The organism is Rhodococcus sp. BS-15 (genome assembly GCF_000813105.1).
In the GTDB taxonomy this organism is placed as follows: domain Bacteria; phylum Actinomycetota; class Actinomycetes; order Mycobacteriales; family Mycobacteriaceae; genus Rhodococcoides.
Window position 1 is genome coordinate 1 of sequence record NZ_BAOX01000021.1, and the last position, 24,221, is coordinate 24,221.

The 24,221-nt window shown below is 64.0% G+C and carries 24 protein-coding genes and 1 pseudogene; 7 read left to right on the plus strand and 18 right to left on the minus strand.

Translation table 11 applies throughout. The features are described from left to right. On the minus strand, positions 1–1,223 hold a 1,223-nt coding region (locus RHBS_RS04710; protein WP_128644947.1), incomplete at its 3' end, for an HAD-IC family P-type ATPase. A gap of 434 nt (positions 1,224–1,657) precedes the next feature. On the opposite strand from RHBS_RS04710, the pseudogene RHBS_RS04720 reads away from it, so the two are divergent. Continuing rightward, positions 1,658–2,964: pseudogene (locus tag RHBS_RS04720) on the plus strand (NAD(P)/FAD-dependent oxidoreductase). Positions 2,965–3,043: 79 nt separating this feature from the next. On the opposite strand, the gene RHBS_RS04725 reads toward RHBS_RS04720, so the two are convergent. Continuing rightward, complete coding sequence (locus RHBS_RS04725; protein WP_121871064.1) at positions 3,044–3,439, minus strand: hypothetical protein; 396 nt, start codon at positions 3,437–3,439, stop codon at positions 3,044–3,046. A gap of 80 nt (positions 3,440–3,519) precedes the next feature. On the opposite strand from RHBS_RS04725, the gene RHBS_RS04730 reads away from it, so the two are divergent. From RHBS_RS04730 to RHBS_RS04740, 3 genes are all read left to right on the plus strand, one after another. Next, complete coding sequence (locus RHBS_RS04730) at positions 3,520–4,797, plus strand: hypothetical protein (RefSeq protein ID WP_121871063.1); 1,278 nt, start codon at positions 3,520–3,522, stop codon at positions 4,795–4,797. Positions 4,798–4,974: 177 nt separating this feature from the next. Beyond that, positions 4,975–5,940 (plus strand): alpha/beta hydrolase, encoded by a 966-nt coding sequence (locus RHBS_RS04735; RefSeq protein ID WP_374700532.1) that lies wholly within the window; start codon positions 4,975–4,977, stop codon positions 5,938–5,940. Positions 5,941–6,045: 105 nt separating this feature from the next. After that, positions 6,046–6,342 (plus strand): hypothetical protein, encoded by a 297-nt coding sequence (locus tag RHBS_RS04740; protein WP_121871062.1) that lies wholly within the window; start codon positions 6,046–6,048, stop codon positions 6,340–6,342. Here the strand turns inward: RHBS_RS04740 and RHBS_RS28740 are convergent. The 3 genes from RHBS_RS28740 to RHBS_RS28745 form a co-directional block, all read right to left on the minus strand. Beyond that, positions 6,280–7,089 (minus strand): CsbD family protein, encoded by an 810-nt coding sequence (locus RHBS_RS28740; RefSeq protein ID WP_306303514.1) that lies wholly within the window; start codon positions 7,087–7,089, stop codon positions 6,280–6,282. The genes RHBS_RS04740 and RHBS_RS28740 overlap by 63 nt on opposite strands. A 41-nt stretch (positions 7,090–7,130) precedes the next feature. After that, positions 7,131–7,778, minus strand: a complete 648-nt coding sequence (locus RHBS_RS04750) for a TetR/AcrR family transcriptional regulator (RefSeq protein WP_121871060.1) — start codon at positions 7,776–7,778, stop codon at positions 7,131–7,133. 71 nt (positions 7,779–7,849) lie between these two features. Next, positions 7,850–8,011 (minus strand): hypothetical protein, encoded by a 162-nt coding sequence (locus RHBS_RS28745; RefSeq protein WP_183130260.1) that lies wholly within the window; start codon positions 8,009–8,011, stop codon positions 7,850–7,852. Between the two features lie 174 nt (positions 8,012–8,185). Between RHBS_RS28745 and RHBS_RS04755 the strand changes: the two genes are divergently transcribed. From RHBS_RS04755 to RHBS_RS04765, 3 genes are read left to right on the plus strand one after another with little or no spacing between them, the layout of a single operon-like run. Next, on the plus strand, positions 8,186–9,724 hold the full coding sequence (locus RHBS_RS04755; protein WP_306303513.1) for an NAD(P)/FAD-dependent oxidoreductase: 1,539 nt from the start codon (positions 8,186–8,188) through the stop codon (positions 9,722–9,724). Positions 9,725–9,744: 20 nt separating this feature from the next. Continuing rightward, entirely contained in the window at positions 9,745–10,608 is an 864-nt protein-coding gene (locus RHBS_RS04760; RefSeq protein ID WP_237669009.1) for an alpha/beta fold hydrolase, read from the plus strand. After that, positions 10,562–11,338, plus strand: a complete 777-nt coding sequence (locus RHBS_RS04765; protein WP_128644948.1) for a TetR/AcrR family transcriptional regulator — start codon at positions 10,562–10,564, stop codon at positions 11,336–11,338. Before RHBS_RS04760 ends, RHBS_RS04765 begins: the two co-directional genes overlap by 47 nt. Here RHBS_RS04765 and RHBS_RS04770 read toward each other — a convergent pair. The 13 genes from RHBS_RS04770 to RHBS_RS04830 form a co-directional block, all read right to left on the minus strand. Then, the gene (locus RHBS_RS04770) at positions 11,275–12,393 is read right to left on the minus strand and encodes an endonuclease/exonuclease/phosphatase family protein (protein WP_121871057.1); all 1,119 of its coding nucleotides are present in this window, start codon (positions 12,391–12,393) and stop codon (positions 11,275–11,277) included. The genes RHBS_RS04765 and RHBS_RS04770 overlap by 64 nt on opposite strands. Positions 12,394–12,585: 192 nt before the next feature. Beyond that, complete coding sequence (locus RHBS_RS04775; protein WP_128644949.1) at positions 12,586–14,010, minus strand: AarF/ABC1/UbiB kinase family protein; 1,425 nt, start codon at positions 14,008–14,010, stop codon at positions 12,586–12,588. Beyond that, complete coding sequence (locus RHBS_RS04780) at positions 13,997–14,596, minus strand: hypothetical protein (protein WP_128644950.1); 600 nt, start codon at positions 14,594–14,596, stop codon at positions 13,997–13,999. Before RHBS_RS04780 ends, RHBS_RS04775 begins: the two co-directional genes overlap by 14 nt. A 42-nt stretch (positions 14,597–14,638) precedes the next feature. Beyond that, a complete protein-coding gene (locus RHBS_RS04785) occupies positions 14,639–15,796 on the minus strand; it encodes an MlaD family protein (protein WP_128644951.1) in 1,158 nt (385 codons plus the stop codon). Beyond that, on the minus strand, positions 15,793–16,941 hold the full coding sequence (locus RHBS_RS04790; protein WP_128644952.1) for an MCE family protein: 1,149 nt from the start codon (positions 16,939–16,941) through the stop codon (positions 15,793–15,795). The genes RHBS_RS04785 and RHBS_RS04790 overlap by 4 nt, the downstream gene beginning before the upstream one ends. Next, positions 16,938–18,035, minus strand: coding sequence for an MCE family protein (locus RHBS_RS04795; RefSeq protein WP_187298367.1), 1,098 nt, complete (start codon positions 18,033–18,035; stop codon positions 16,938–16,940). Before RHBS_RS04795 ends, RHBS_RS04790 begins: the two co-directional genes overlap by 4 nt. Further along, the gene (locus RHBS_RS04800; protein WP_236745350.1) at positions 18,032–18,415 is read right to left on the minus strand and encodes a hypothetical protein; all 384 of its coding nucleotides are present in this window, start codon (positions 18,413–18,415) and stop codon (positions 18,032–18,034) included. Before RHBS_RS04800 ends, RHBS_RS04795 begins: the two co-directional genes overlap by 4 nt. 26 nt (positions 18,416–18,441) lie before the next feature. Beyond that, positions 18,442–19,041, minus strand: a complete 600-nt coding sequence (locus RHBS_RS04805) for an MlaD family protein (RefSeq protein ID WP_187298368.1) — start codon at positions 19,039–19,041, stop codon at positions 18,442–18,444. Next, positions 19,038–20,063: an MCE family protein gene (locus RHBS_RS04810; RefSeq protein ID WP_128644956.1), complete on the minus strand. Its 1,026-nt coding sequence runs from the start codon at positions 20,061–20,063 to the stop codon at positions 19,038–19,040. The genes RHBS_RS04805 and RHBS_RS04810 overlap by 4 nt, the downstream gene beginning before the upstream one ends. Next, positions 20,060–21,334 carry an MCE family protein gene (locus tag RHBS_RS04815; protein WP_128644957.1) on the minus strand — a complete coding sequence of 425 codons (1,275 nt, stop codon included), beginning with the start codon at positions 21,332–21,334 and terminating at the stop codon, positions 20,060–20,062. Before RHBS_RS04815 ends, RHBS_RS04810 begins: the two co-directional genes overlap by 4 nt. Positions 21,335–21,342: 8 nt before the next feature. Then, on the minus strand, positions 21,343–22,209 hold the full coding sequence (locus tag RHBS_RS04820) for an ABC transporter permease (RefSeq protein WP_128644958.1): 867 nt from the start codon (positions 22,207–22,209) through the stop codon (positions 21,343–21,345). 1 nt (position 22,210) lies between these two features. Beyond that, positions 22,211–23,032: an ABC transporter permease gene (locus RHBS_RS04825; protein ID WP_187298369.1), complete on the minus strand. Its 822-nt coding sequence runs from the start codon at positions 23,030–23,032 to the stop codon at positions 22,211–22,213. Beyond that, the gene (locus RHBS_RS04830) at positions 23,032–24,120 is read right to left on the minus strand and encodes a ferredoxin--NADP reductase (RefSeq protein ID WP_237669013.1); all 1,089 of its coding nucleotides are present in this window, start codon (positions 24,118–24,120) and stop codon (positions 23,032–23,034) included. The genes RHBS_RS04825 and RHBS_RS04830 overlap by 1 nt, the downstream gene beginning before the upstream one ends. Between the last annotated feature and the right edge of the window lie 101 nt (positions 24,121–24,221).

Genomic DNA, 24,221 nt, shown 5'->3' on the forward strand with positions numbered 1-24,221 from the left:
TGGTGCTCGGAGTCGGCTTCCGCGGCTGCAGCCAGCGCCAGGACGTCGTCGGGGCTGCGGCCGGCGGTCACCTCGATCGCGGTGACGGTGGGTTCGCCTTTGGTGAGAGTGCCGGTCTTGTCGAACAGCACGGTGTCCACCGTCCTCATGGTTTCGAGTGCGAGCCGGTCCTTGACGAGCACGCCGCCGCGGGCGGCTCGTTCGGTGGCGATGGACACGACCAGCGGGATCGCCAAACCGAGTGCGTGCGGGCAGGCGATGACCAGCACCGTGATCGTGCGGACAACGGCGTCGTCGGGCATCCCGAACAGTGTCCACGCGGCGGCGGTGAAGCCGGCCGATCCGAGGGCGAACCAGAACAACCACCCCGCTGCGGTGTCGGCAATGCGTTGAGCTCGCGACGTCGAGTTCTGGGCGTCGGCAACCAACCGGCCGATTCCGGCGAGGGCGGTGTCCTCCCCGACGGCGGTGACCTGTACGCGAAGGCCGGAATCGGTGGCCACTGTTCCCGCTACGACCTGATCGCCTTCGCGGCGACGGACCGTCTTCGATTCACCGGTGATCATCGATTCGTCCATGCTCGCCGAGCCGGCGACGACAGTGCCGTCGGCGGGCACCCGTCCTCCGGGACGGACGACGACGACATCGCCGAGTCGGAGCTGGTCCGGGGATACCTGCACGACATCGTCGTTCTCGACGCGTTCAGCGGTGTCGGGCAGCAGTGCTGCCAGAGAATCCAGCGCGGATGTGGTCTGCGCCAGCGATCGCATTTCGATCCAGTGCCCGAGCAGCATGATCACGATCAGCAGGGCCAGCTCCCACCAGAAGTCGAGCTGATGATCGAGGATGCCCAGGCTTGCGCCCATCGATGCACCGAACGCGACGGTGATCGCCAGTGCGATGAGGAGCATCATGCCCGGAGCGCGCGAACGGATTTCGCTCACTGCGCCGGTGAGGAACGGAGAACCGCCCCAGGCGAACATCACGGTGCCCAGCACCGGGGAGATCCAGGCGATCCATGGCTCGTCGGGCAGTGGGTATCCGACGAGCATCGCGAACATGTCGGACGCGAGGACGACGGGGACGGCAAGCACGACCATGATGGCGAACAGGCGTCGGAACATCCCGACGTGATCGCCGTGCCCAGCGTGGTCGCTGTGTCCTTGGTGTCCTTCGTGTTCCGAATGTGTCGAGTGTTCCGTGTGCGTGTGCGTGTGGGTCATCGTGCTGGTCCTTCCCGCTGACGAGTTCGGCGGCTACGAATGGTGTGAACTGGAGGGATCCGCGACGGCCGAATAGCCGGCCTGTCGGACCGCGGCGATGACGTCTGACTCGTGGAGCGCCGGCGTACCGACCACGGTCAGTGTCCCACTGGCGGCGGACACGACCATGGACTCCACCTCGCGAGCTCGCCGACCTCTTCGGTGATCGAGCTTCGCAGTGGCCGCAGGTCATGCCGGTGACTCGATAGTTGCTGGTGAACAGTTCCATTTCTCCGCCTTTGCTCGCATACCCCTAGGGGGTATCTTGGGTGACGGCTCGAACATACCCCCTCTGGGTATGCTTGGAAAGGGGCGGGTCGAATCGAATTCTGCTCGAGTAGGCTGCGATATCGGAGAGTCCTTCTCTGCGGGTCCGTCCGAGGGAGAGCGTTCACATGGCACGTCCACGGGTATTGGTCATCGGCGGGGGATTCGGTGGGCTCCACGCGGCCCGTCGCCTACGCGGTGAGGACGTCGACGTCACCGTGCTCGAACGCGGCACCTCCCACGTCTTCCAGCCGCTGCTCTATCAGTGCGCCACCGGTCTGGTGTCCGAGGGATCGATCGCCAGTCCACTGCGACACCTGCTGCGTAAGCAGAAGAACGTGCATGTGGCATTGGGCGAAGCGACGTCCGTGACCGCAGTGGGTGACGGCGGAGTGGTGACGGCGAGTCGGTTCGACGGCTCGACGTTCGAGCTGCCCTACGACTACCTCGTCGTCGCCGTCGGAATGCAGCAGGCCTATCACGGCCACGACGAATACGTGCAGTGGGCACCGGGCATGAAGACCCTCGACGATGCCCTCGCGATCAGGCGAAAGCTGATCTCCGCCTTCGAGATGGCCGAATCCCTGCCCACCGCCGACGAACGCCGACCCTGGCTCACCTTCGCCGTGGCAGGGGGAGGTCCGACCGGAGTCGAATTGGCCGGGCAGATAAGAGAACTCGCCACCAGGGCATTGGCGAAAGAGTTCGACGCCATCCACCCGTCGGAAGCGCGAGTGCTGCTCTTTCACGGCGGCGATCGCGTTCTCGAATCGTTCCCCGACTCCCTGACGAAAAAAGCGCAGCGCACGCTCGACGCGGTAGGCGTGGAAACCCATCTCGGAGTTCACGTCACCGACGTCACGGCCACCGACGTCGAGGTGACGGCCAAGGCCGAACCCAAGACCGTCACTCGCTACGGCACCCACACCGTGCTGTGGACCGCAGGCGTCGAAGCCGTACCGTTCGTGAAGCAACTCGCCGACGCGATGGGCGTCGAGCAGGATCGCTCCGGACGCATCGCGGTGCAACCGGACCTCTCGATCCCAGGGCATCGCACGGTGTTCGTCGTCGGAGACATCATGTCGCTGAACAAGCTTGCGGGAGTAGCCGAAGTGGCGATGCAGGGCGGCCGAGCGGCGGGTGCGGCGATCGCAGCAGACCTGTCCGGTTCTGTGCGAAAGGATTTCAAGTATCGAGACCTCGGCACCGCGGCTACATCGCCCGCGGTCACGCTCTGGTACAGGCCGGGCCGCTACGGATGTCCGGATTCCTCGGCTGGGTCTCGTGGGGCGTCATCCACATCGCGTTCCTGGCCGGCAACCGCAATCGCGTCGGGACGCTGATCAACTGGGCCGCAACCCTGGCCACCGGCACCCGACGCGAACGGGCCATCACCTACGGCGACCCGGAAACGGCGCGTAAGCCGTACCACTGAGCGCACCCCACTGTTCAGTACCGTCGCCGATCTGCGGAAATCCGCGATCGGTCGACGGTAGTGAACGGTCAGGTGCGGATCAGCCGATGCCGGGGATGAAGCCGGGGTAGACGAAGTGCCCGGGCCCGCCGCCGGGCAACAGCTGACCCGTCGAACCCGGGTAGTTCATGTTCAGCGGAATCAGCTTGTGCGGGTTGCCGTTCGAGTCGGCCTGCCAGCACTCGAGCAACACGCCATGGAAACCGGTGCACACGATGCGAGTGCTGTTGCCGTAGGGCGAGGTCAGTCTGTTCTTGCTGACGAAGGGGTTCCAGTAGTCCGGGTCCTGAGGAGTGAGGAAGCCGGTGACATCCTGTGGGGCCGTCGGACTCGGATACGGCGGCGGAGTGGGCCATTCGTCGGCGGCGGCCGTTCCCATGCCGAGAGCGGCGGCACCTGCAATGACGCACGCGATGACGGCTGTGCGACGAAACATCTCGATCGACTCCTTCGCTGGGGCTGGCACCCAATAGACCACAGACACCCGTTCCGAGGGAATACCTCTACGTTGAAGACATGATCGCGGATCGGTACGGGCCAGTTGTGGCAACGGTATGCGGTGGATTCGTTGCCGGATACTCGATTCGCGAATCGCTCGGCCAGGACTTGTTCCACATCGAGTCCTCGGGCAAGTGGTACGGGGCATTCGTCACCGCGCAGTGGGCGGGCACCCTCGCGGTGATGGCCGCTGTGGTCGTGCTCGCGGTAGTTCATCGCCGACGCCCCCGGGTGTCGGCTGCAGTGGCTGCCGCGCTCGGGGCGGTAGTGATTGCGCTGCCGTCGTTCGCACCGATCGCGTCCAACCAAGCGGTGACGACCAACGCCCTCGGTGCCGGCGTTCTGGTCGGCGTCTGCGGATTCGTCGCCAGTGGACGCAGACTTCCGTCTGCAGGCATCGCGGTCGGGCTGCTGGGCTCGATGTTGTTCTACCACGCGATCTCTGCGCTACGCGGACCGCGTGAGGGACGATGGATGGATGGGTTGGCACCGCAGCACGTCGAATCGACCGTCCCGCTGCTCCTCCTGCTCGCAACCACTGGTGTCCTGCTCGTGGCCGTCCGGCGCGCACCCGTGGGACGATTCGAATCCTCCGACGCGGTGGCCGCTCTCGTGCTGGGATTCGTCTGTCTGACGGCCTATACCTACCTCGGCAACACGACGTCGACGGTGACCATGTGGATGTTCGCCGTCGCGATCGTGGTCCTCCTTACCTACGCCGTCGCGTTCGACCTCGGTGGCCGCGACGGCCGATACATGATGCTGGGGTTGGCGATCGCGGCGTCCGGGGTCAATTCGCTGGGATGGTCGGACGCGTCGTGGTGGGTGCTGCCGATCTCTGCGTCGCTGTTCGTTGCGGCGGTAGGGATTGGCCTGCGCCGAGACCTGTCGACCCCCGCGCTCGTGCTGCTGGCCGTGGTCACGGCCACCGGTCTGCTTGCGATCGACGACAGTGCGGTCAATGTCGTTGGAACCGTTGCCTATTGCACTCTATATCCCGTCGCCCTCGGCCTGGCCGTCGGGTCGATGCAACCCACCCGCACGGTGGCGTCGAGCATCGGTCCGCTGATTCCGTTCGCGCTGACGCTGTTCTGGGTGTCGGCTCCGGTGCCGCCGCGGGAATTCGGATGGACGGACGGCACGCCCGAGGACTATGTGCGGCCCATCGTCTGGCTGTATTCGCCGCTACCCGTCGGCGTGGTGGTCGCGATGATCGTCATCGTGGGTTGCCTTGTCGTCATTCGACACGACGACCGCGAGCATCACGATCGAGTCTCGGATTCGTCCGGTCCATAACTTACCGGTCGGTTGCTCGAGGTAACGTCACCTCATCTTCGGCCGATGTAGAGACTCGACCGGTGTAACTCGACGAAAAGGTGAAACAGCGTGCCACGATCTCGACGACACGGCTTCCGGCGAATCGGTTCGGCTACGGCCGTCGCCCTCGCAGTGGCGATTCTTCCGACCGCGCTGATGACGCCCGTCGCGTCCGCAGACGAACTGCCTGCGGCCACGACGCAGTCGAGCAACGGATCGCGGATCGAATCGGTGAACACTCTCGACAACCGCCAGGTTCAGCTCCAGGTGTTCTCGGCGTCGATGAACCGCACCATTCCGGTGACGGTGCAGAAGCCGGCCGACGACAGCGTGTCCCGCCCGGTGCTCTACCTGCTCAACGGCGCAGGCGGCGGCGAGGATGCCGCATCGTGGCAGTCGCAGACCGACGCCGAGGCCTTCCTCTCGGACAAGAACGCGTACATCGTGACTCCGCAGAAGGGCAAGTGGTCGTACTACACCGACTGGATCCAGGACGATCCGAAGCTCGGCAGCAACAAGTGGAGCACCTTCCTCGGTGAAGAACTGCCCCCGCTGATCGACGCCCAGTTCGACACCAACGGCCGCCAGTCGCTCGCAGCACTGTCCATGACGGGCACCTCGGTTCTCAACATCGCGATCAAGTACCCGGGCAAGTTCACCGGCGTCGCTGCGTACAGCGGCTGCGCTCAGACCTCCGACCCCATCGGTCAGCAGTTCGTCAAGCTCGTCGTCGAGACCTACGGCGGCGGCAACGTCGAGAACATGTGGGGACCGCTCGACGGCCCCGTGTGGCGCGAGAACGATCCGCTGCTCAACGCCGAGAAGCTCCGCGGAACGCAGATCTACATGAGCACCGGCAGCGGCCTGCCCGGTGCACCGAACGACACCTACGCCAACCCGCGTCTGAAGAACGACCCGGCGACGCTCGCCAACCAGGTCATCGTCGGCGGCGGCATCGAAGTTGCCACCAACTTCTGCACCTCGAACCTGGCCAAGCGGCTCGACCAGCTCGGAATCCCGGCCACCGTGGACTTCCGCCCGATCGGAAACCACTCGTGGGGCTACTGGCAGGACGACCTGCACAACTCCTGGCCGTTCCTGGCGGGATCGCTCGGCATCTGATCCTCGTAACACCGAACAACGGCCACTCGCACCTCGCGTGCGGGTGGCCGTTCTTCGTTCTCCGGGGCGGTGGATCGGTGTAGAAATCGAACGTATGATCGAACGATGGCACGGCGCGCGCAACCTCGACCGGCGTCTGCCGTGCGGCCGTTCAAGCTGCTCCGACCACCGCTGAAGGTCTGGATCGACCTCAACATCCTCTACCCGCTTCCGCCGCACCACTCGTCGAAGTTCAACCCCGAGGGATTCGATGTGCGACGCGTCGTACCGGGAGATCTGGTCGAATGGTCCATCACCGTCGACGGGGATTGGCTCGGTCGCGTCACGTACGAGTTGATGTCACGAGACCGAAGCGAAACCGTCACGCACTGGGTGCCCAGCCGGGCACTCAAGCCGCTGTAGAGACGAGAGAAGCCCCGCCTCGAACGGGAGGCGGGGCTTCTCTCGTGCAATTACCGTCAGAAGCTGTGCTTGCGAGCCTTCTTGGCGAGCTTGCGGGTGGTGCGCTTCGACGGCACGAACAGGTGCGCAGCGCTGTTGCGACGGTTGCGTCGACGGATCAGCACGAACGCGACAGCACCGGCAACGGCTGCGATGGCGGCGATGACGGGAGTACCGACCTTCGCGGCCTCGGCCACATCCTCGCTGTCGATGTTGCGAACCTTGTTCTTCACGTCGTCGGCGACGGCGGAGGCCTTGTCGGCTGCCTTGTCGGCGACCTGGGAGGCCTTCTCCTTCACGTCGTCGGCATCGACGTTGCCGACCTTGTCCTTGACGGTGTCCTTGACGTCCTCGGCCACGTCGGCCGCCTTGTCGGCGACGTCGGAGGCGGCATGCTTGGCCTCCTTGCTGCGCCGGCCGCGGAATCGGCAACATTCTCGGCGACGTCGGAACCTTGTCGGCGGCCTGGTGGGTGTTGGCCTTGGCCTGGTCGGTGGCACCTTCGGCGCGAAGACTGTCGTCACCGGTTGCCTCGCCGGCCTTCTCCTTCGCAGTCCCGGCCAGTTCCTCTGCCTTGTGCTGAGCCTTGTCGATGAAGTCGGCCATCGGTGCGTACCTCTTTCGTGTAGGTCGTCTCCGGACATCCGGAGCTGGGGGCGTCGCGGACGACGCCGATAAGTATGAGTCGATCCAGCTGCTCCGAAACATACGTCGAGCAGGAGTGTGATGGGTCACTATCGACGGTCGGGCTATACGGGTCGGGGCGTCCGCAGCGCGGCGGTGACCAGTTCGACGAGGGTGTCGATGTACGGGGTGAAGGTGTCATCGGTCGGTTCGGCACTCGAGCTGCAGCTCAGAGCCCACTCCTGGGCGAAGATATTGGCGGCGCCGATGATCGCGAGAATGACCAGACGATAGTTTCTGTCGGGCAGTTCTCCTCGTGCTGCGGCGGCAGTTGTCAGGGAACCGAACATCTCGACGATGACGTCTCGCTGATTCATGCGCCACAGCTCGATATCGGTACTGACTCCGACCACCTCGACGTAGCAGACCCGAGCCGACATCCGGGTGCGACACGTGACGCCGAGGTACGCCCGGATCGCGGCGTCGATCGACGCCACCGCCGATTGCTGACCGTCGCCGGACAGTGCGTCTCGCGCAGCGCGCTCGCCGTCCTGATTCAAGGTGGTGACGATCTTCTTGAGCAGCTCCGTCCGGCTTCCGATCTCGCGATAGAAGTGACGGGTCGACACGTTCGATTCCGAGCACAACATGCCGATCGTCGTCGCGGCGTATCCGTGCGTGCCGAACAGACCGATCCCGGTATCCATCAGACGGGTAATACGTTCGGAGGAACGCTCCTGTGGGGATCTGCCTGCGTACTTCCGATCGGGCATGGGTCCGAGCGTACTGATCGAACTCGCCCACGTCGGGTGATGTCACAGAACGGAACGGACCGCTCCCGAGCTCACCACGTGCGTCGACGCGTCCGCAGTCGCTTCGACAACGTCGAGCGCACCGGCTTGTACGCGCCGGCCAGAGAGCGTCGGTCGAAGTCCATGCCTGCGCCGCGTGAAGTGAACAGGACGAGGGCGATGACTCCTGCGGCCCCGACCACCACAGGAGTCATCGGTCGCTGCTTCCAATGGGACGTGTGCGGTTCATGAGAGTTCCTGTCTTCGGTGTACCAAAAGACTGGCATTGACATCGCCATTCGTCAATGGCACATTATGTGATGTAAGTCGCGGTGCCGCTGCTTCCGGCGCGAACCTCGATGGAGTTCGGCAAGACAGCGAGGTGCGACGTGAAGAAGAGTCCAGGCCAGTGGCCCGAGATCGGCAGTTCGATCGAAGACGACTTCAAGGACGTGCTCATCATCGGAGCCGGTATCTCGGGGGTCGGCGCGGCATATCGCCTGCAGCAGATGGCGCCCGAAATGACCTACGCCGTTCTCGAAGGGCGCGAGCGAGCAGGTGGCACGTGGGACCTGTTCCGCTACCCGGGTATTCGTTCCGACAGTGACATCTTCACCTTCGCGTTTCCGCACACTCCGTGGCAGGGCGACACCCTGCTCGCTCACGGCGAAGACATCCGCAACTACATCGTCGACACCGTCGAATCCAACGGCATCGACGAGCACACGCATTTCTCGACCATGGTCACCGCGGCGAACTGGGACTCGTCGACGGATCTGTGGACCGTCGACACCGTGTCCAACGGCGTGCCGAAGCGCTACCGCAGCAGATTCGTGCTCCTGTGCACCGGCTACTTCGACTATGCGGGCGGATACTCTCCCGACATACCCGGACTGGACGACTTCGCCGGACAGGTCGTGCATCCGCAGCAGTGGCCGGAGGGCCTCGACCACTCCGGCAAGAAGGTCGTCGTGATCGGAAGTGGTGCAACCGCAATCACGTTGGTGCCATCGTTGGCTGCCGATGCGGCATCGGTGACGATGCTGCAGCGTTCACCGACCTACATCGCGTCATTACCGATGACCGATCCGTTCACCACGATCACCAAGCGACTACTGCCGGACACGCTCGCCCACAGCGCACTTCGCTGGCGCAACGCCCTGCTGATGGTCGGTTCCTACCAGCTCTGCCGCCGCGCACCGAAGACGGCCCGCAAGGTCTTTCGCGCGATGACGAAGGCTCAGCTGCCACGCGGGTACGACGTCGACACGCACTTCAACCCGACCTACGACCCCTGGGACCAGCGACTGTGCGTCGTGCCCGACGGCGATCTCTTCAAGGCCATTCGCTCCGGTCGCGCGACCGTGGTGACCGACAAGATCGCCGAGATCACCGCCGATGGGATTCGGTTGGAATCGGGTGACGAGATCCCGGCCGACATCATCGTCACCGCAACGGGATTGAAGCTGCAGGCGATCGGCGGTATCGAGTTGTCGTTGGACGGCGCGCGCGTCGAAGTGCACGACAAGTTCGTCTACAAGGGCCACATGCTCGAGGACGTACCCAACGTGGCCTGGTCCATCGGGTACACGAACGCATCGTGGACGCTCAAGGCCGACATGACCGCGCAAGCCGTGGCGAAACTGTTGATTCACATGAGATCTCGCGGTCATACCCGCGCGATTCCGAACCGGCAGGACAAGAAGCTGACCGCCCGACCGGTCGTGGATCTCGCGTCCGGATATGTCACCAGGTCGCTCGACCAGTTGCCGAAATCGGGAACCGAACGCCCGTGGTCCGTACGCCAGAACTATATTCTCGATCGAATCGACGCTCGATTCGACGACCTCACCGAATCCATGACGTTCGGACGGACCGTGCCGAGCCAGGTGGCCGGTCCCGAGGCAGTAGACGTTTTCACGGCGTAGACGACAGAGAGTGGACTGCAGTGACTTTCGATATCGATGGCCGGGCTCTCGCGCACACGATCCGAGGGGAGGGGCCGACGTTGGTACTCATCCACGGCATCGTGCACCGGCAGCATGCGTGGGACAGCGTCGTCGACGCACTGGCGCGCCATCGGCGAGTGGTGACCGTCGACCTGCCCGGACACGGTGATTCGCCCGAACTGCCCACCGAGGACTTCGATCTCGGTCCATGGATCGTCGTCGAACTCGAGCGATTCCTCGAGCAGGTCTCGGTGGACGGAGAAAAGCCACACGTGGCCGGCAATTCTCTCGGCGGCTATTTCGCCCTCGAACTCGCGGCCCGAGGGTCGGTGGCCTCTGCCACCGCACTGTCGCCTGCCGGTTTCTTTCGCGGACACTGGGATCAGACGCGGGCACTGCTCGTCTTTCGCTTGCTGAGGGCGTTGTCCCGACTGATCGGTCCGATCGCGCCTGCCGTCATGAAGAGCGTCGTCGGTCGTACGATCGCGAACTCGGTCTTCTATGCCAAGCCGTGGCGAGTTCCGGCGGCCACGGCCACGATCGACGCGTCGAGCATCACCACCAACAGGGCGATCGACGCGGCCGGTAATGCAGTGCCGCGCTTCAGCGTTCCGGTCGACGAGAGTGTCCCCGTCACCGTCGCATGGGGCCGTCGAGACTGGGTGCTGCCGGTGTATCAGGCACCGCTGGTACAGCAGACCTTTCCGCAGGCGGACGTCACGACCTATGCGGGGCTGGGGCACGTGCCGATGACGGACGACCCGGAACTGGTTGCCTCCATTCTGTTGAACGGTTCGCGGCAGTCGCGCAGCAGGCGTGACCGCAGCGACGAAGGTGGACGGGCGCAGTCACCGGTGGCGTGATCACCGGATCACGCGGCGTCGTGAGCTGCTCGACGGCACTTTGGCAGCGATCCGCAGGCATGGGCACGCCGTCGGGCTCGACGAGATCGCAATGGAGAACGGCGTCTCGAAAACTGTTCTCTACAAGCACTTCACCGACAAGAAGGGCTTGACCGACGCCGCGATGGAACGGTACATCGAGACGGTGCTGGTGCCGCGGATTCACGAAGCACTCTCCGAGGATCTCGACGAGTATCAACTCACCCGTGCAGTGATCGCGGCATACGTCACGACGGTAGCCACCGATCCCGAGATCTACATCTACGTCCATGCCAACAACTCCGCCGCGAACAATCGCGAGATCATCACCGCGTCGGAGCAACTGATCGCGGACGTGCTCAGTGCGGTGACCGCCGACAGACTGCGAACTCGGGAATTCTCGACGGCAGGAGCAATGCCGATCGCCTTCGCCATGATCGGCGCGGTTCGATTGGCATCACATTGGTGGATCTACGACCGGACCATGTCGGCCGACGAACTCGTCGACTACCTGACCATGATGGTGTGGGGCGGTATCGCGGGTATCGCACGCGCCCAGGGCTCGGCCGGACGATTCGCGGCGGAACCTCACCCGTTGGTCGAGGCGAAAGAGGATCGGTCGCTTGCGATCTCGCTCGCGACTTCCGGTCACCGACCGCCGGACGACCCGAAAGTCGGAGGCAAGCCGATCGGGCCCGAACCCAGTCGATAGCTCGCGATGACTGCCTTGTGATCGGTCGGCCACGGCAGCGGTGAGGAGACGAAGTTGTCGGCCGTCGATTCTTCGACCCGCTGATTGCGGACGATCGATCCGCGTGGGCCCACGATGCCGGCCGATGTCAGCGTCAGCTGCGGTGACGGGCCGGCGAAGATGTAGTCGATTCGGTCCCGCTCGTCCGCTTCCGGTGTCCACGTGAGTGACGACACCGAGGCATCGGGATTGTCTGTAGGCCAGGTGAATCCGGGATGAGTGACCGGATCGGGGTACAGGTGTCGGTAGGCGTCGACGAAGCCTGCATCCCTCAGCCGCTGGGTGGAACCCCACGGCAGCACCACTCCGTTGTGGTCGAACAGATCCTTGGTTGCCGGGGTCCAGTCGAGTGTCGACGGTTCGTTCAAATCGCCACCGAGGATGACGGCCCGACCTTTGGCCTGTTCCAGCGCGGCGTCGGCGATGAACTCGGCGATCTCGGTCGGACGTCCGGACTCGTCGTTGATCTGGGTGACCGCCGCTACGTCGGTGACCGGGCCGGTCGGTATCTTGTCCCAGCCGTACTCGGCGAACCGGCCGGGTTCGGGCACTCCGGCCCCGTAGCCGCGCGGCAGGTAGGTTGCGTACCACTGGTACTGGAGGTGGGCGGCGTACACGGCGATGGGCACACCGCCCGGCGCGATCACTGCCTTGGTCATGTACTCGAACAAGCCGGTTTCCTGGATCGGATACAGGGACAGCACGGCGGTGTCTTCGCTGGGTGCCGAATAGAACTTCAACCCCAGCCTTTCCAGGATGACTACCAGATCCGCTGCGGCGGTGCGAGCTTCGGAGAGCAGTACCACCGATGCGCCGGTCGATTGGATGATGCCGGCAACCAGTTCGAGACCGTTGTCGATCCTGGTCCCGTTGAGCCAGGTGTTGATTGCCAGCACTCGCAACTCCGTCGGTGAAGGTTGCGCGAACGCGAGACCCGCACCGGACGAACCGAGCGTGACCAAGCCCGCCGCCAGGCCGAGGCCTTTCAAAGCGCTGCGTCGTGAAATCGGATCCATGTAAACCCCCAGGAGCATTGTCGAACATCGACGGTCGAATCGATTGTCGACGTCGACAAGGATCGGTGGAACGCCGTGGCCGATTGTTCAACGAGCGGTCACGCGTTCGGGGTCAGAACGACGCCGAATATTTCGCAAAACTTAGAGTTTCTCGTACTCGGCCCGCCCGGCCGACCTACCCGTGGAACGAACCTAGTCCGGTAGCACGATGTTTCTCGCGGCCACCGCTGCGGCCACTTCTTCCGGGAGAATGTTTTTGAACAGGAACAGGTCTCGACCCAACACCCACTCCGGTGCGAGTGCGGCCGAGTAGCGCTCGAAGTAACCGAGCTGCTTGCCGAACAGCACCAGTTCCTCCGGAGTCGCGACGCCCCAGCGTCTGCCGGTCTCGACGAGAGATGCGACCAGCTTGCTCAGATCGAGTCGGGCGGCTCCACGGCCCAGAATCGGCTCGAAGAGCTTCCTCAGTTGAAGCCCGATCAATTTGTCGCCCAATGTAGTTCCCTCGGTGACCCCGAGCATGCGGATGCGCCTCGCAGCTTCGGTGTAGTTGCCGTCGAACAGCGACGCACGAAACATCTCACGCAGTACGATGCGCCACTCCTCGGGCAATTCGCCGACGATCCCGAAGTCGAGGAATCCCACGCGACCGTCGTCCAGCGCCCACAGATTGCCCGCGTGCACATCGCCGTGGAACGGGCCATGCAGCACAACGGCTTCCAACCAGACTTTCACACCACGACGAAGCTGCAGCTCGGAGTCGATCCCGGCAAGTTCACTCGTCGTTATTCGGCCGACCGGAGTGCCGCGAACTCGCTCCATGCAGATCACGCGCGGACCGCAATGGCTCCAGTAGATCTCCGGAACCATGACGCCCGCATTGTCGCCGAAGACATGCACGTTGTTGCGGAAGTTCTGCTGCCGCAGTGCCTCGGCGGCACCGTTCAATTCGTGAGCCGTCAGATCGTTGAGCTCGCGGACGATCACCGTCGCGTTGGCGATACGAAAGAACTCGAAGAACCGCTCCAACAGCGATGCGCCTGCGAACGCCACCCGAAGATCGACGCGCATGCGACGCCTGATTTCCGGACGCTGCACCTTCACGACGGCGTCTCGTCCGTCGCGCAACACACAGGCATGGACCTGAGCCACCGAGGCAGCCGAGAGCGGTACGTCGTCGAACGAGTCGAAGAGGTCCTCGATTCTGCCGCCCAGATCGCGCTCGACCACCCGCCGAGCTTTGTGCGCCGGAACGGGAGGAACCCCGTCGAGCAACCGCAGGCAGGCGTCGGCAAGCACCGGAGGGAAGACCCCGGGCGACGACGCCATCAGCTGACCCAGTTTGACGAAAGTGGGCCCCAACGCCTCGAATCCCTTGACGAGTCCCTCGGCCAGGGCGACCGAGAAGCGTCGACGCTTTCGCACCCAGGACACCGGCCAGCGAAGGACGGCTATCCCCGTGGCTGCCGCGAGGACCACCGTGATCAGGACCGCGCGCGCCAACTCTTCGAGACCGAACCGGGTGAGGTCGGAACAGTGGACTTCGAGTGCCTCGGGCGGAGGACCTTCGGAGTACGGACCGACGAACGGTGTGTCGTGGTCGCTATCGTCCGGCACTGGGATTGGTGACGTCACTGGTCAACCACCTGCCGTCCTCCTGCCGTTCGAGTGTCATGATCACCGCATTCACCGCCTGACGCGGTTCGGTGACCGTGGCATTCGATGCCGTCTGATCGATGATCACCAATACTTCCACCCGATCGAGGGTCGAGGATTTCGCAGCGATATCGAGGATCTGGGCGGACGACGTCGCACCGGCTTCGACGAGAGTCGCCTGCAGATCGCTGCTGGTCTCGACAAATGTATCAGCCAATGAACCTGTGGCACCGGATAATACGTCGTCGACATAGGTATCGAACGTATCCGCGCTGTAGGTGAACAGGGTGATGGCAAATGTACGAGCAGTGTCGACGGCCTCGGAGCGGGACGTGTCCAACGAGCGTCGGTTTTCGAGCTGATACGCGAACAGGCCGGCAACGGCAAGCACGGCGAACAACAGGACGGCGAGAACCGACGTGGTGACCGACGGCCGCCGACGCGTCGGCGAGGAAAGTTCCGGTTCGGCTCGACCCGCCGAGGATTCGGCGTCGAGTGTTGCGCCGTCGAGTGTTTCGGCGTCGTCGTTCGTCTTCAGGTCCGACATCGTCGAGCTCCTTCGTGGTGAGACTTGAATGGGTGGGGCAGGTCAGCCGCCTGTCGTGCGCTCTTGTCCGGTGGCCCCAGGAGGAGGACCTCCGGTGTCGTCGCCGGGTGGACGCGGGACGTTCTGCGCCCCGCGCACCTGCAGCCCTGGGTCGGTGCTGTTGCAGTACATGTACTTCAACGGCGGTGCCATGGCATCGATGGACGGCGACACCGTTGGGTTGAGGTAGTCGCAGGTGGGCCGCGGATAGGGATCTGCGACGACGTTCAGTTGGTTGTCTCGCCCTGCGAGTCCGAACGCGCCTGCACCGGCAGACATGGCGGGGAACAGCGCCTCGATCGCGGGTGTGCGTAGCCGGGCGGCTCGGGCGATTCGCGCCAGGTTCTTCAGCAGGTCTCCGCCTGCGTTGCGGTTCTCCGCGATGGCCGTCCCGGCGGAATCGAGTCTGGCCGGTGTGTCGTCGAGCAGAGCCCTGACCTCGGCATCCGAGGCTGCCAACTGATCCGCCAGCGATGTGCCGCCGATCGCCAGCCTGGTGATGTCCGGTTCGATGTCGGACACCGTTCGGAGCAAGGTCCGGCCGGTCCGAATCAGCGTTATCGTCTCGGGCAGAACGGAATCCAGACCGGTCAACAATGCCCCACCGCCGTCGACGATCGTCTGCAGCTGTGCGGTGACTCCTGCCGTCGCGGCGTCGAGTTCGTCGATGATCGACGACAGCTGCGCAGGGTCGATCTGACTCACGAGATCGGTGACACCGACGAGCATCTTCGCGAACGGCACCGGGGTACTCGTCCGATTCCGTTCCACCACATCGCCGTCGACCAGATATGGGGCGTCGTTCGACTCGGGACGGAAGTCGACGTATTGCTCGCCTGCCGCCGACAGAGCCGCCACGACGACGGTGCCGTCGGCCGGAACGAGATGTCCGGCGGCGATGTCCAGCGATGCCTCGACGCCGTCCGCGGTGATGTCGACCGAGGCGACTCGACCGATGCGCAGTCCGCGTAGTGAGACGTCGCCGTTCGCCTGCAACCCGCCGGAGTCGGAGAGCCGCAGCGTGATTCGGTAGTCCTGTGCGAACGGATCGATGCGCAGCGCACCGATGGTCAGGTAGGCCGCTCCCACGGCAAGAACCAGCGCGAGTGCAGTGTTCGAGACGAGGACCCGGTGCCTGTGGGCCCAGCTGCGCAGCGTCATCGGCCCGTCCCGTCCGAACTCGGTGTACCGGTCGGAGTCGGCGGCTCGATGGTGGGTGCCGGAGTCAGGCCCTGCCCGGTGACGCGCCCGTACACGCGGTTCAGGGTGTCGGTGAGGCTCCCGACGAAGTCCTCGCCGTCCTGGGCACCCGGCCAGTGGCTCGACGGGTCGTCGAGCGCAGCCAGACTCAGCCACGACAGCCGGACGTAGATCGCGATGGAATTGCCCTGGGTATTCGATGTCAGCTTCGGGGCGAGTTGCTCGAGCTGCTTCATCGTCGCGTCGAGATCATCGCCGATCGCCGCTACGTCCGCGAAAGTCTGCTCGGTGCCGACGAGCAACTCACGCAACGCCGGACCCGCTTCGTCGGTGAAGGTACCGAGCTTGTCGGCAGCGCCGCCGGCAGAAATGAGGACATCGATGATGCCCGCGCTGTTGTCGGCCAGGGTGCGCGTGAGTTCGGGGAGCTGCTGCGCGATCGCGTCGATCGCCTCGGTGCGGGTGCCCAGAACCGAGCTGAGCTCCTGCGTCCTACTGAGCATCGAATTGATCTCTGCCGTGCGCTGATTCAGATCCGCTACGGTTGCGGTGAGCTCGGTGATGATGTTCGACGCGTCGCCGCTGCGCCCCGCCGTAGCCGTGTCCAGTTCTCCGATGATGGTCTGCAGTCGGTTCACACCACCTCCGTTGACGACCATCGACGCCGAGGCGAGCAGTTCCTCGACACGTGCCCCCGCCGACGTAGACGCCACATCGATGGTCGAGCCGGGCTGCAGACGCGCGGTGCCGGGCTGCGCGATCGACGATGTCGACGACAGCGAGACGAACACATCGCCGAGTGGGGTCGCCTGTCGAAGTTCGGCGCGAACGTCGGCCGGAAGTACCACGCCCGAGCGGATATTCATCGACACGACGGCCGTGTAGTTCGACGCGTCGATCTGCTCCACCTGCCCCACGTCGACTCCGCCGAGTTTGACCTTCGCCTGCTGCGGCAGGTTGAGGGCATCGGTGAAGACGGCGTCGATGCGGTACGAGTCGGAGCCGACACCCGGACTCGGTAGGGGTAGGTCCTCGAGAGTGGTGCTGCACCCGGCCAGCAATGCGGCGGCGGCAAGGGTGATGAGCGACTTCGTCCACGACGTCATGGTCGGCTCAGCCCCAACAGTGCAGCCGAGATTCCGAAGTCCGGCCCGAAATCGTAGACACGCCCGGTGCGGCAGCCCTCCGACTTCAGTTGGATTCGCTGACAGAACTGGTTGACCAACTCCGTGTCGAACAGCGTTCTGTCGGTGAGGAAGTGCACACGCAGAGCTCGCGACACCGGGTCCGTCGCGTTCTCCAGATTGCGAAAGAGTGTCGGTGCCGTGTCGATGGTCTCGGAGAGTTCGCGGCCGTGATCGGTCAGCCCGGAGACGGCCGTCTGCAGATCCGCGAACAGAGTCGGGAACGCGGACCGATTGGTCTCGATCAGACCGGCGAGTTGACTCGCGATCCGATTGACCTGTGCAACGGTATCGCCCAGCGCGACCGACTGATCACCGGCTTCGCCGAACACCTGCGCCATGTCGGCTGAGAAGTCGCGAATCTGCGTATCGTATTCGGCCGCAACGCGGCTCAGATCACTGACCGAGGAGATCAGGCGAGTCAACGAATCCTCGTTGTCGACCCCGACCGCGAGCGCCGCGGACAAGTCGTCCAGGGTGGTGCGAATCCTGCCGCCGTTCCCCGTCAAACCCTCGTCCGCCAGTGCCAACAGATCCGCGACGGAACGATTGCCGTCGCTGCTGTCTGCGAGAGTGGTCGACAGTTCGGTGACAGCGGCGAGCACCCTGTCGATCTCCACGGGGACATGCGTTCTGGCCAGCGGCACGTGAGCCCCGTCCTCGACGACAGGCCCGGAGCCCGAGTACGGCGGCGTCAGCTCCACGTGCCGGTCGGTCACCACCGACGTCGAGATCGTCGCCACTTCGAGATCGGCAGGTAACTGCACCGATCGGTCGACGGTCATGGTGATCCGAACGTGTGGACCCTGAGCGTCGATGGTGTCGACCGTTCCCACCGCCATACCCAACACCGAGACCTCGTTTCCCTCGTAGAGTCCGGCAGCATTGTTCAGATCTGCGGTGATCGTGATGGTTCCGCCGGTAGCGTCGGATATCGATCGAGGCAGGCCACAGCCCGCGCCCAACATCAACACCACTGCGCACGCGGCTCCGGTGATACGAATCCTGGTTCTCATCGGCATCCCTGCACTACATCGGCGGCGCACAGCCAGTTGTCCGGGAGCAGCGACCACGGAGTGGCGATGTCGACGTACGGACCGTTGCCGGAGGCGTTCGTCAGCTGTCGTACTGCAATCGGCAGTCCTTCGTAGACTCGTCGCAGTGTGTCGTCGTTGTTCGCCAAACCTCGGCTCAGTGCTGTCAATTCCGTGATCAACGGGTCTATCGCAGCTCTGTTCTCGGCGAACACGGCATCGAGTCGAGCGGTGAGCGCGTCGGTGGTCACGATGAGGTTCGCCACTGTTTCTCGCTGCGAGACAATGGCTCCCGACACCGCTGCGCCTTGTCCCAGCATTGCCATCAAAGCAGTGCTGTTCTCCGACAACCGTCCGGTCACCTGGTCGGCGTTCTCGAGCAACGCGGCTATCTGGTCCCGACGGTCGGCGATGACCCTCGACAGCGCGAGATGCTCTCCAAGGCCTGACCCGTCAGTTCGGGGGTGCCCTCGAGTTGATCGGCCAGCGTGGTCAGTGACTCACGCATCGCCCCGGCGTCGATCTGCTCGATCACCGGGGTTCCCGTCTCGATGGTCTTCTGCAGATCGAAGGGAACTCGGCTGTGCGACAGAGCGATCGGGTCCTCGCCGAGCGGGGTTGCACCGTCGGGCGAGAGTGAGACGTAGCGCGAACCCAGGATGGTGGACAAGGTGATCTCGGCCGTGGTCTCCGAGCCCAGGCTCACGGACTCGTCCACCTGGAGTTCGACCACGACGTGATCACCTGCCAATGAAAGTGCGTCGACCTTGCCCGAAGACACACCTGCAATGCGTACGTCGTCGCCCACTCGCAGCCCGGCGGCCTGAGCGAACAGGACGGCGACCGTGCGTGTTCCGACTCCGGCGTGTTGGTAGGCGATCACCGTTGCGAAGACCAGGACGATCACCGAGATTCCTGCGATACCGCGCCAGAAGTCCGCGCCCATGGTGGGCGGTGACAACCGAAAACGTCCGAGTCGAAGCTTCATTCGAGACATACCTCCGAATGCTGATTGCCGCCGATCTGGCTGAAGATTCCTGGTGGGAGGAGCACACCGGCGAAGCTCACATCCAGATTGCAGGCGTACATGTTGATGAAGCCGCCGTTCTCCGTGATGCGTGAGAACGAAGCCAGCAGCGCGGGCAGAACTCCGATCGACGTCCGTAGCTGTGCGCCGTCGCCGTTGACGAGATCTGTTACGTCTGCGAGCCGGTCGATGGTGCCCGCGAGCGACGGCCGCAGATCATCGACCATCTCGGCGACGGGACCGGCGGTGTCCCCCAGAGTGCGCACGGCGTTGGTCAACGGCCCTGCCTGTGCGTTGAGATCGGTCATCAATCGCTCCGTGGACTCGATCAAGGTGGTCGTCTCTGCACCGCGATCGGCGAGCCCGGCGAGTACTTCCCCGAGGTTGGTCACGATCAGCCCGAGTATCTCGTCCTTCTCGGCGAATTCTGTTGCCAATGCGGTGCTTTGAACGATGAGACTGCTGATCGAGACGCCGTCGCCCTGCAAGGTCGCCACGATCGACTCCGAAAGTGAGTTGACCTGCTCGGGATCGAGCACGCTGAAGAGCGGTTGAAAGCCGTTCAGAAGAGCTGAGACATCGAACGATGGCTCGGTGCGATCGGTTCCGATGGTGGTGCCGGGATCGACGGTCCTGCCTCGTTCCCCGGTGGTGTCCAATGCCAGGTACCGCTGACCGATCAGGTTCTGATATTTGATCGAGACGATCGTGTTCTCGAACACGGTCTGGTCCTGCTCGAGGACGAAACGTGTTCGAGCCGTGTGCCCGTCGAGCGAGACGTCCTCCACTTTGCCCACCCGAACACCTGCGATGCGGACGTCGTCACCGCTCTGTAGCCCGGACGCATCCTCGAACAGTGCCGAGTATGTGTTCGTCTCGCCTGCGATCGATCGTCCGAGTGTGGTCCAGATGAGGGAGGTGACGGCAATGGCACAGACCATGAAGATGCCGAACCCGATGAGTGGCCTGCGGATCGACGTCATCGCGCACCGACCGGATCGGCGTCGACGGCGATGGTCTGGCCGCGCAGCAGCGGCCCGAGCAGGATCACCGATGTCGTATCGGCGGGCCTACCCAAAACTTCGCCGATGACCGACTTCTCCTGGTCGCTGCCGACGGGTCCGATGTTGCCCGGCGAGTAGACGATTCCTTCGGCCGACGCTCCCGTGCTGCCGGTCGTGACAGTGCGACCACCAGACGCCCCCGGTGCCGTGGTGCAACTGGCTCCAGCCATGTCGCCGTAACGCGGGCAGTCTTCGCGGGTGTACGGAGTGAAGGGGGTGGCGGTGATGTCGATCGACCAGATCAGTCGGCCGTTGGGGCCTGTGAACGCCTTGTTGAATCCTTCCAGCGTCTGCCCGAATGCGCGCACGCCTGCGGGAAGGTCGTCGCCGTTGACGGCCAATGCGCCCATCACGGGATCGAGGTCTCGAACCAGTGAGATGGCACCCGAGAGGTTGGGGGCCAACGCTGCGTCCAGACCCGACGTGGCACCCGCGGCACTCGTCAGGAACGCGGCCAGCTGAGCACGTTTGTCGACGAGTGTCGCGGCGGGAACCAACGAGCTCTCCAAGGTGTCCAGCAGCTGCGGTGCAGTTCTGCTCAGGCTGCCGATGGAGGCGTCGAGCAGGTCGATATCCGCTGTCAGATCGGGGATCTCGGCGCGCAGCGTCGTGAGGTACCTGCTGGCTGTCGAGATGGACGTGCCGATGGATTCTCCGCGGCCGTCGAGGGAATCGGCCAAGGTAGTCAGGACCGAACTCGACTTCTCCGGGTCGATCGCCGTCAGCACATTGCGCAGGCTCGTCATCGCGGTCTGCAGTTCGAGTGTTTCCCGAGAAGAATCACCGGTGATGATCGATCCCGATTCGATCCCGCTGCCCAGGCCGGTGTCCACCAACTCGATCGAGGAGACCGCGAAGATGTTGCTGGGAACGACCCGCGCGGTGACGGTGTTCGGGATCGTCTCGGCGCGTGCAGGATGCAACCGAATGGTCACCGTCGTCGTTCCCGCCGCAACGCTGTCGACGCCTGCGACAGCACCGACCAGCACGCCTCGGAACTTCACGTCCGCGTTCTGCGGGAGGCCGTCACCGAGCGAGGGGAGCATCGCGACGACATCGACTGTATCGCGCCAGATTCCGGTGTAGCGCGCGAGCAGAGCGCCGGCGATCGCGCTCATCGTCAGGAGCACACACAGGCCTCGAAGCACGAGCGTGGACAACGTGGGTGACCTACCTCCGACATCGAACATGCGCGCCCCTATCCCGAGATCCGAATGCCGGGATCGGATCCCCACATCGCCAGTGTCATCAGAGTGTTGGCGAAGATGACGACGATGATGCTGGTGCGGATGGCCTTGCCCGCCGCAACACCGACACCCTCGGGCCCACCGGAGGCGTAATAGCCGTAGTAGCACTGAATGATCGTCGTGAGGAGCACGAACACAACGGCTTTGGATACCGAGTAGAGCACGTCCTGGACGGAGATGAACGAATGGAAGTAGTGCAGGTAGGTGCCGGCCGACTGGCCGCTCTGGACACCGACCACGATCTGGGCCGTCAGGTAGCTCGCGCTCAAACCGAGCACGTAGAGGGGCAGAATCGCAATGACGGCGGCCATCATTCGGGTGCTGACGAGGTAGGCGAGGGGATCTATGGCAAGTGATTCGAGCGCATCGATCTCTTCGCCTATGCGCATGGAGCCCAGTTGCGCGGTGAAGCGGCAGCCGGCCTGCGCGGCGAAGCCGATCGCCGCGATCAGCGGTGCCAGTTCACGGGTGGTTCCGAAGGCGGACACTGCACCGGTCAGTGGGCCCATACCCAGGAGATTCAGGGCGGTGTATCCCTCTATCCCGACGGTTGCTCCGGCGAATGCCCCGAGCAGAACGATGACGCCGATGGTGCCGCCGCCGACGACGATGGCACCGTTGCCCCAGCTGACGTCCGACAGCAGTCGCCACAGCTCCGGTCGATATCGCCGCAGCGTGTAGGGCATCGAGGCCACGGATCGGCCGAGGAAGGTCGCCTGGTGACCCATGGTGGCCAGCGCGCGGGTCGGGCCTGCAACAGCGGTTTTGGCCGTGGCGACGACCGGCCGGACCAATGGCGGTGTGTACCGGGAGGCCATGTCAGATCAACCGCGCAGGGAAGACGATGGTGTAGAGCTGAGTGAAGAGCACGTTGACCGCGAAGAGCAGGATCACCGAACTGACCACGGCGGCATTGACCGAATTGGCCACACCGCCCGGGCCACCCCTGGTGTTCAATCCCTTGTCGCAGGCCACGATTGCGACGATCGCGCCGAACACGAGCGATTTGATCAGTGCGAGTACCAGATCGCCGATGGTGGCGAACGACGCGAAGGTGCCCAGATAGCTGCCCGGTGTGCCGGATTGAACGAAGACATTGAACATGTAGCCGGTGATGAATCCGACGAAACACACGCTTCCGCAGAGCAGGACACTGACCAGCATCGCTGCCGCCAAGCGCGGCACCACCAGGCGCTGCAGGGGCGAGATCGCCATGACTTCCATGGCGTCGATCTCGTCCCTGATGGTGCGCGAGCCCAAGTCTGCGCAGACCGCGGATCCGACCGCGCCGGCCAGGAGCAGTGCGGTCACCAGTGGCGCACCCTGTCGGATGATTCCGAGTCCGTTGGCGGCCCCGGCGAAAGACGTGGCACCTACCTGACCGGCGATGGCACCGACCTGGACCGAGACGATGACGCCGAAGGGGATGGCCACGAGCAACGTCGGGATGACGGAAGTGTTTGCCATGAAGGCGCATTGACGGATGAACTCGGCGAAGGGAAAACGGCGGTGTGCGATGTCCGAGGTCAGCGATCGACCGGCCTTGACGCCCATCGACATCTGACGTCCGAAGGTGGAGACGGCGACAACAGGGTGTCGCCGCATGTAGTTCGAGGCCGTACGGCCGATCGCGGTGGACATCAGCGGTCGAACACCGCACGAATCGGCTCGGCAGTGGGCACCGACTGGCATGCCAACCGGACCCCGTGCCCGAGTTCGTACTCGTCCAGTGTCTCGTTCGCGAGCATCGTCACCGACCCCGCCGTCAAGGTGTAAGCGCAGCCGCCGCAGGTACCTTCACGGCAGACGTACGGCGGATCTAGTCCGAGCTCGAGCAGGCGGTCGAGTAGCTTGGTTTCGGCGTTCCACTCGAATTCGGTTGCGAGCCCGTCGATCTCGACCTCGGCGGTAACGAAGTCCGCAGTCGATCCGGACGTGGCCGGGGATTCGTCGGGCCGAAACGGATTCGACTCGAAGGACGCGAACACTTCGCGGTGAGTACGGCGAACCGCCACGCCGGTGCCCGCGAGCCATTCTTCCGCGACGTTCATGTACGGCGGCGGACCACAGAGGAAGGCCTCGCAGTTGTCGGTCACCTGGGCCCCCATCGAGGCCAGTCCTGCTGCAGTGGGGAGTCCCGATTCCGAGGTGTACCAGTGGTGGACGTCGAGTCGATCGGGGAACCGAGACTGCAACTCTGCCAACTGTTCCGCGAAGATCACCGACTCGCGGTTCTGGTTCGCGTAGACGAGAGTCATCCGGTTGCCGTGTCGGAACAAGGCGGTCTTGATGATCGACAGCATCGGGGTGATTCCGCTGCCCGCGGCCATCAGCACGAAGTCGGAGTCCCAGCTCTGTGGACCGAACATGCCCGACGGTGCCAGCGCATTCAGTCGCATCCCTCGAATTGCGTTCTCGTGCAGCCACTGTGACGCGAGTCCGTTCGGGATCCGCTTGACGGTGACGGTCGGCTGGGTATCGCGGACCGGGGAGCTCGAGAACGAGTAGCAGCGCGCCAGGGATCCCTCGTCCGAGCAAGGGATTTCGAGGGTGAGGAACTGCCCCGCTTCGTACGAGAACTGCGTGGCCAGGTGTTCGGGGACGGTGAAAGTCAGCGAGATCGCGTCCTCGGTCTCGTGCGCGACCTGGTCGATCTCGAGTGCGACGATCCTGGTCGCGGTGTCGTCCTCGCGTGCTGCGAGGTTTGCCGGTGGTCGGCTTCCGAACATCGTCACCAGCTGCTCCTCAGGGCTCGAAGTGTGTCGGTCGTCACTGTTGCACACTTCGCCACTAATTAATAGGCCATTGACAAATGGCGAATAGGGAGTGA

Excerpts from the sequence above, each read along its gene's own strand:
- RHBS_RS04735 (WP_374700532.1), top strand. The coding sequence starts at position 4,975 with ATGACGCCCGTCGCGTCCGCAGACGAACTGCCTGCGGCCACGACGCAG.
- RHBS_RS04820 (WP_128644958.1), bottom strand. The coding sequence starts at position 22,209 with ATGGCCTCCCGGTACACACCGCCATTGGTCCGGCCGGTCGTCGCCACG.
- RHBS_RS04790 (WP_128644952.1), bottom strand. The coding sequence starts at position 16,941 with ATGACGTCGTGGACGAAGTCGCTCATCACCCTTGCCGCCGCCGCATTG.
- RHBS_RS04825 (WP_187298369.1), bottom strand. The coding sequence starts at position 23,032 with ATGTCCACCGCGATCGGCCGTACGGCCTCGAACTACATGCGGCGACAC.
- RHBS_RS04740 (WP_121871062.1), top strand. The coding sequence starts at position 6,046 with ATGGCACGGCGCGCGCAACCTCGACCGGCGTCTGCCGTGCGGCCGTTC.
- RHBS_RS04725 (WP_121871064.1), bottom strand. The coding sequence starts at position 3,439 with ATGTTTCGTCGCACAGCCGTCATCGCGTGCGTCATTGCAGGTGCCGCC.
- RHBS_RS04730 (WP_121871063.1), top strand. The coding sequence starts at position 3,520 with ATGATCGCGGATCGGTACGGGCCAGTTGTGGCAACGGTATGCGGTGGA.
- RHBS_RS28745 (WP_183130260.1), bottom strand. The coding sequence starts at position 8,011 with ATGACTCCTGTGGTGGTCGGGGCCGCAGGAGTCATCGCCCTCGTCCTG.
- RHBS_RS04780 (WP_128644950.1), bottom strand. The coding sequence starts at position 14,596 with ATGTCGGACCTGAAGACGAACGACGACGCCGAAACACTCGACGGCGCA.
- RHBS_RS04805 (WP_187298368.1), bottom strand. The coding sequence starts at position 19,041 with ATGAAGCTTCGACTCGGACGTTTTCGGTTGTCACCGCCCACCATGGGC.
- RHBS_RS04795 (WP_187298367.1), bottom strand. The coding sequence starts at position 18,035 with ATGAGAACCAGGATTCGTATCACCGGAGCCGCGTGCGCAGTGGTGTTG.
- RHBS_RS04810 (WP_128644956.1), bottom strand. The coding sequence starts at position 20,063 with ATGACGTCGATCCGCAGGCCACTCATCGGGTTCGGCATCTTCATGGTC.
- RHBS_RS04750 (WP_121871060.1), bottom strand. The coding sequence starts at position 7,778 with ATGCCCGATCGGAAGTACGCAGGCAGATCCCCACAGGAGCGTTCCTCC.
- RHBS_RS04815 (WP_128644957.1), bottom strand. The coding sequence starts at position 21,334 with ATGTTCGATGTCGGAGGTAGGTCACCCACGTTGTCCACGCTCGTGCTT.
- RHBS_RS28740 (WP_306303514.1), bottom strand. The coding sequence starts at position 7,089 with ATGTTTCGGAGCAGCTGGATCGACTCATACTTATCGGCGTCGTCCGCG.
- RHBS_RS04830 (WP_237669013.1), bottom strand. The coding sequence starts at position 24,120 with ATGTTCGGAAGCCGACCACCGGCAAACCTCGCAGCACGCGAGGACGAC.
- RHBS_RS04770 (WP_121871057.1), bottom strand. The coding sequence starts at position 12,393 with ATGGATCCGATTTCACGACGCAGCGCTTTGAAAGGCCTCGGCCTGGCG.
- RHBS_RS04785 (WP_128644951.1), bottom strand. The coding sequence starts at position 15,796 with ATGACGCTGCGCAGCTGGGCCCACAGGCACCGGGTCCTCGTCTCGAAC.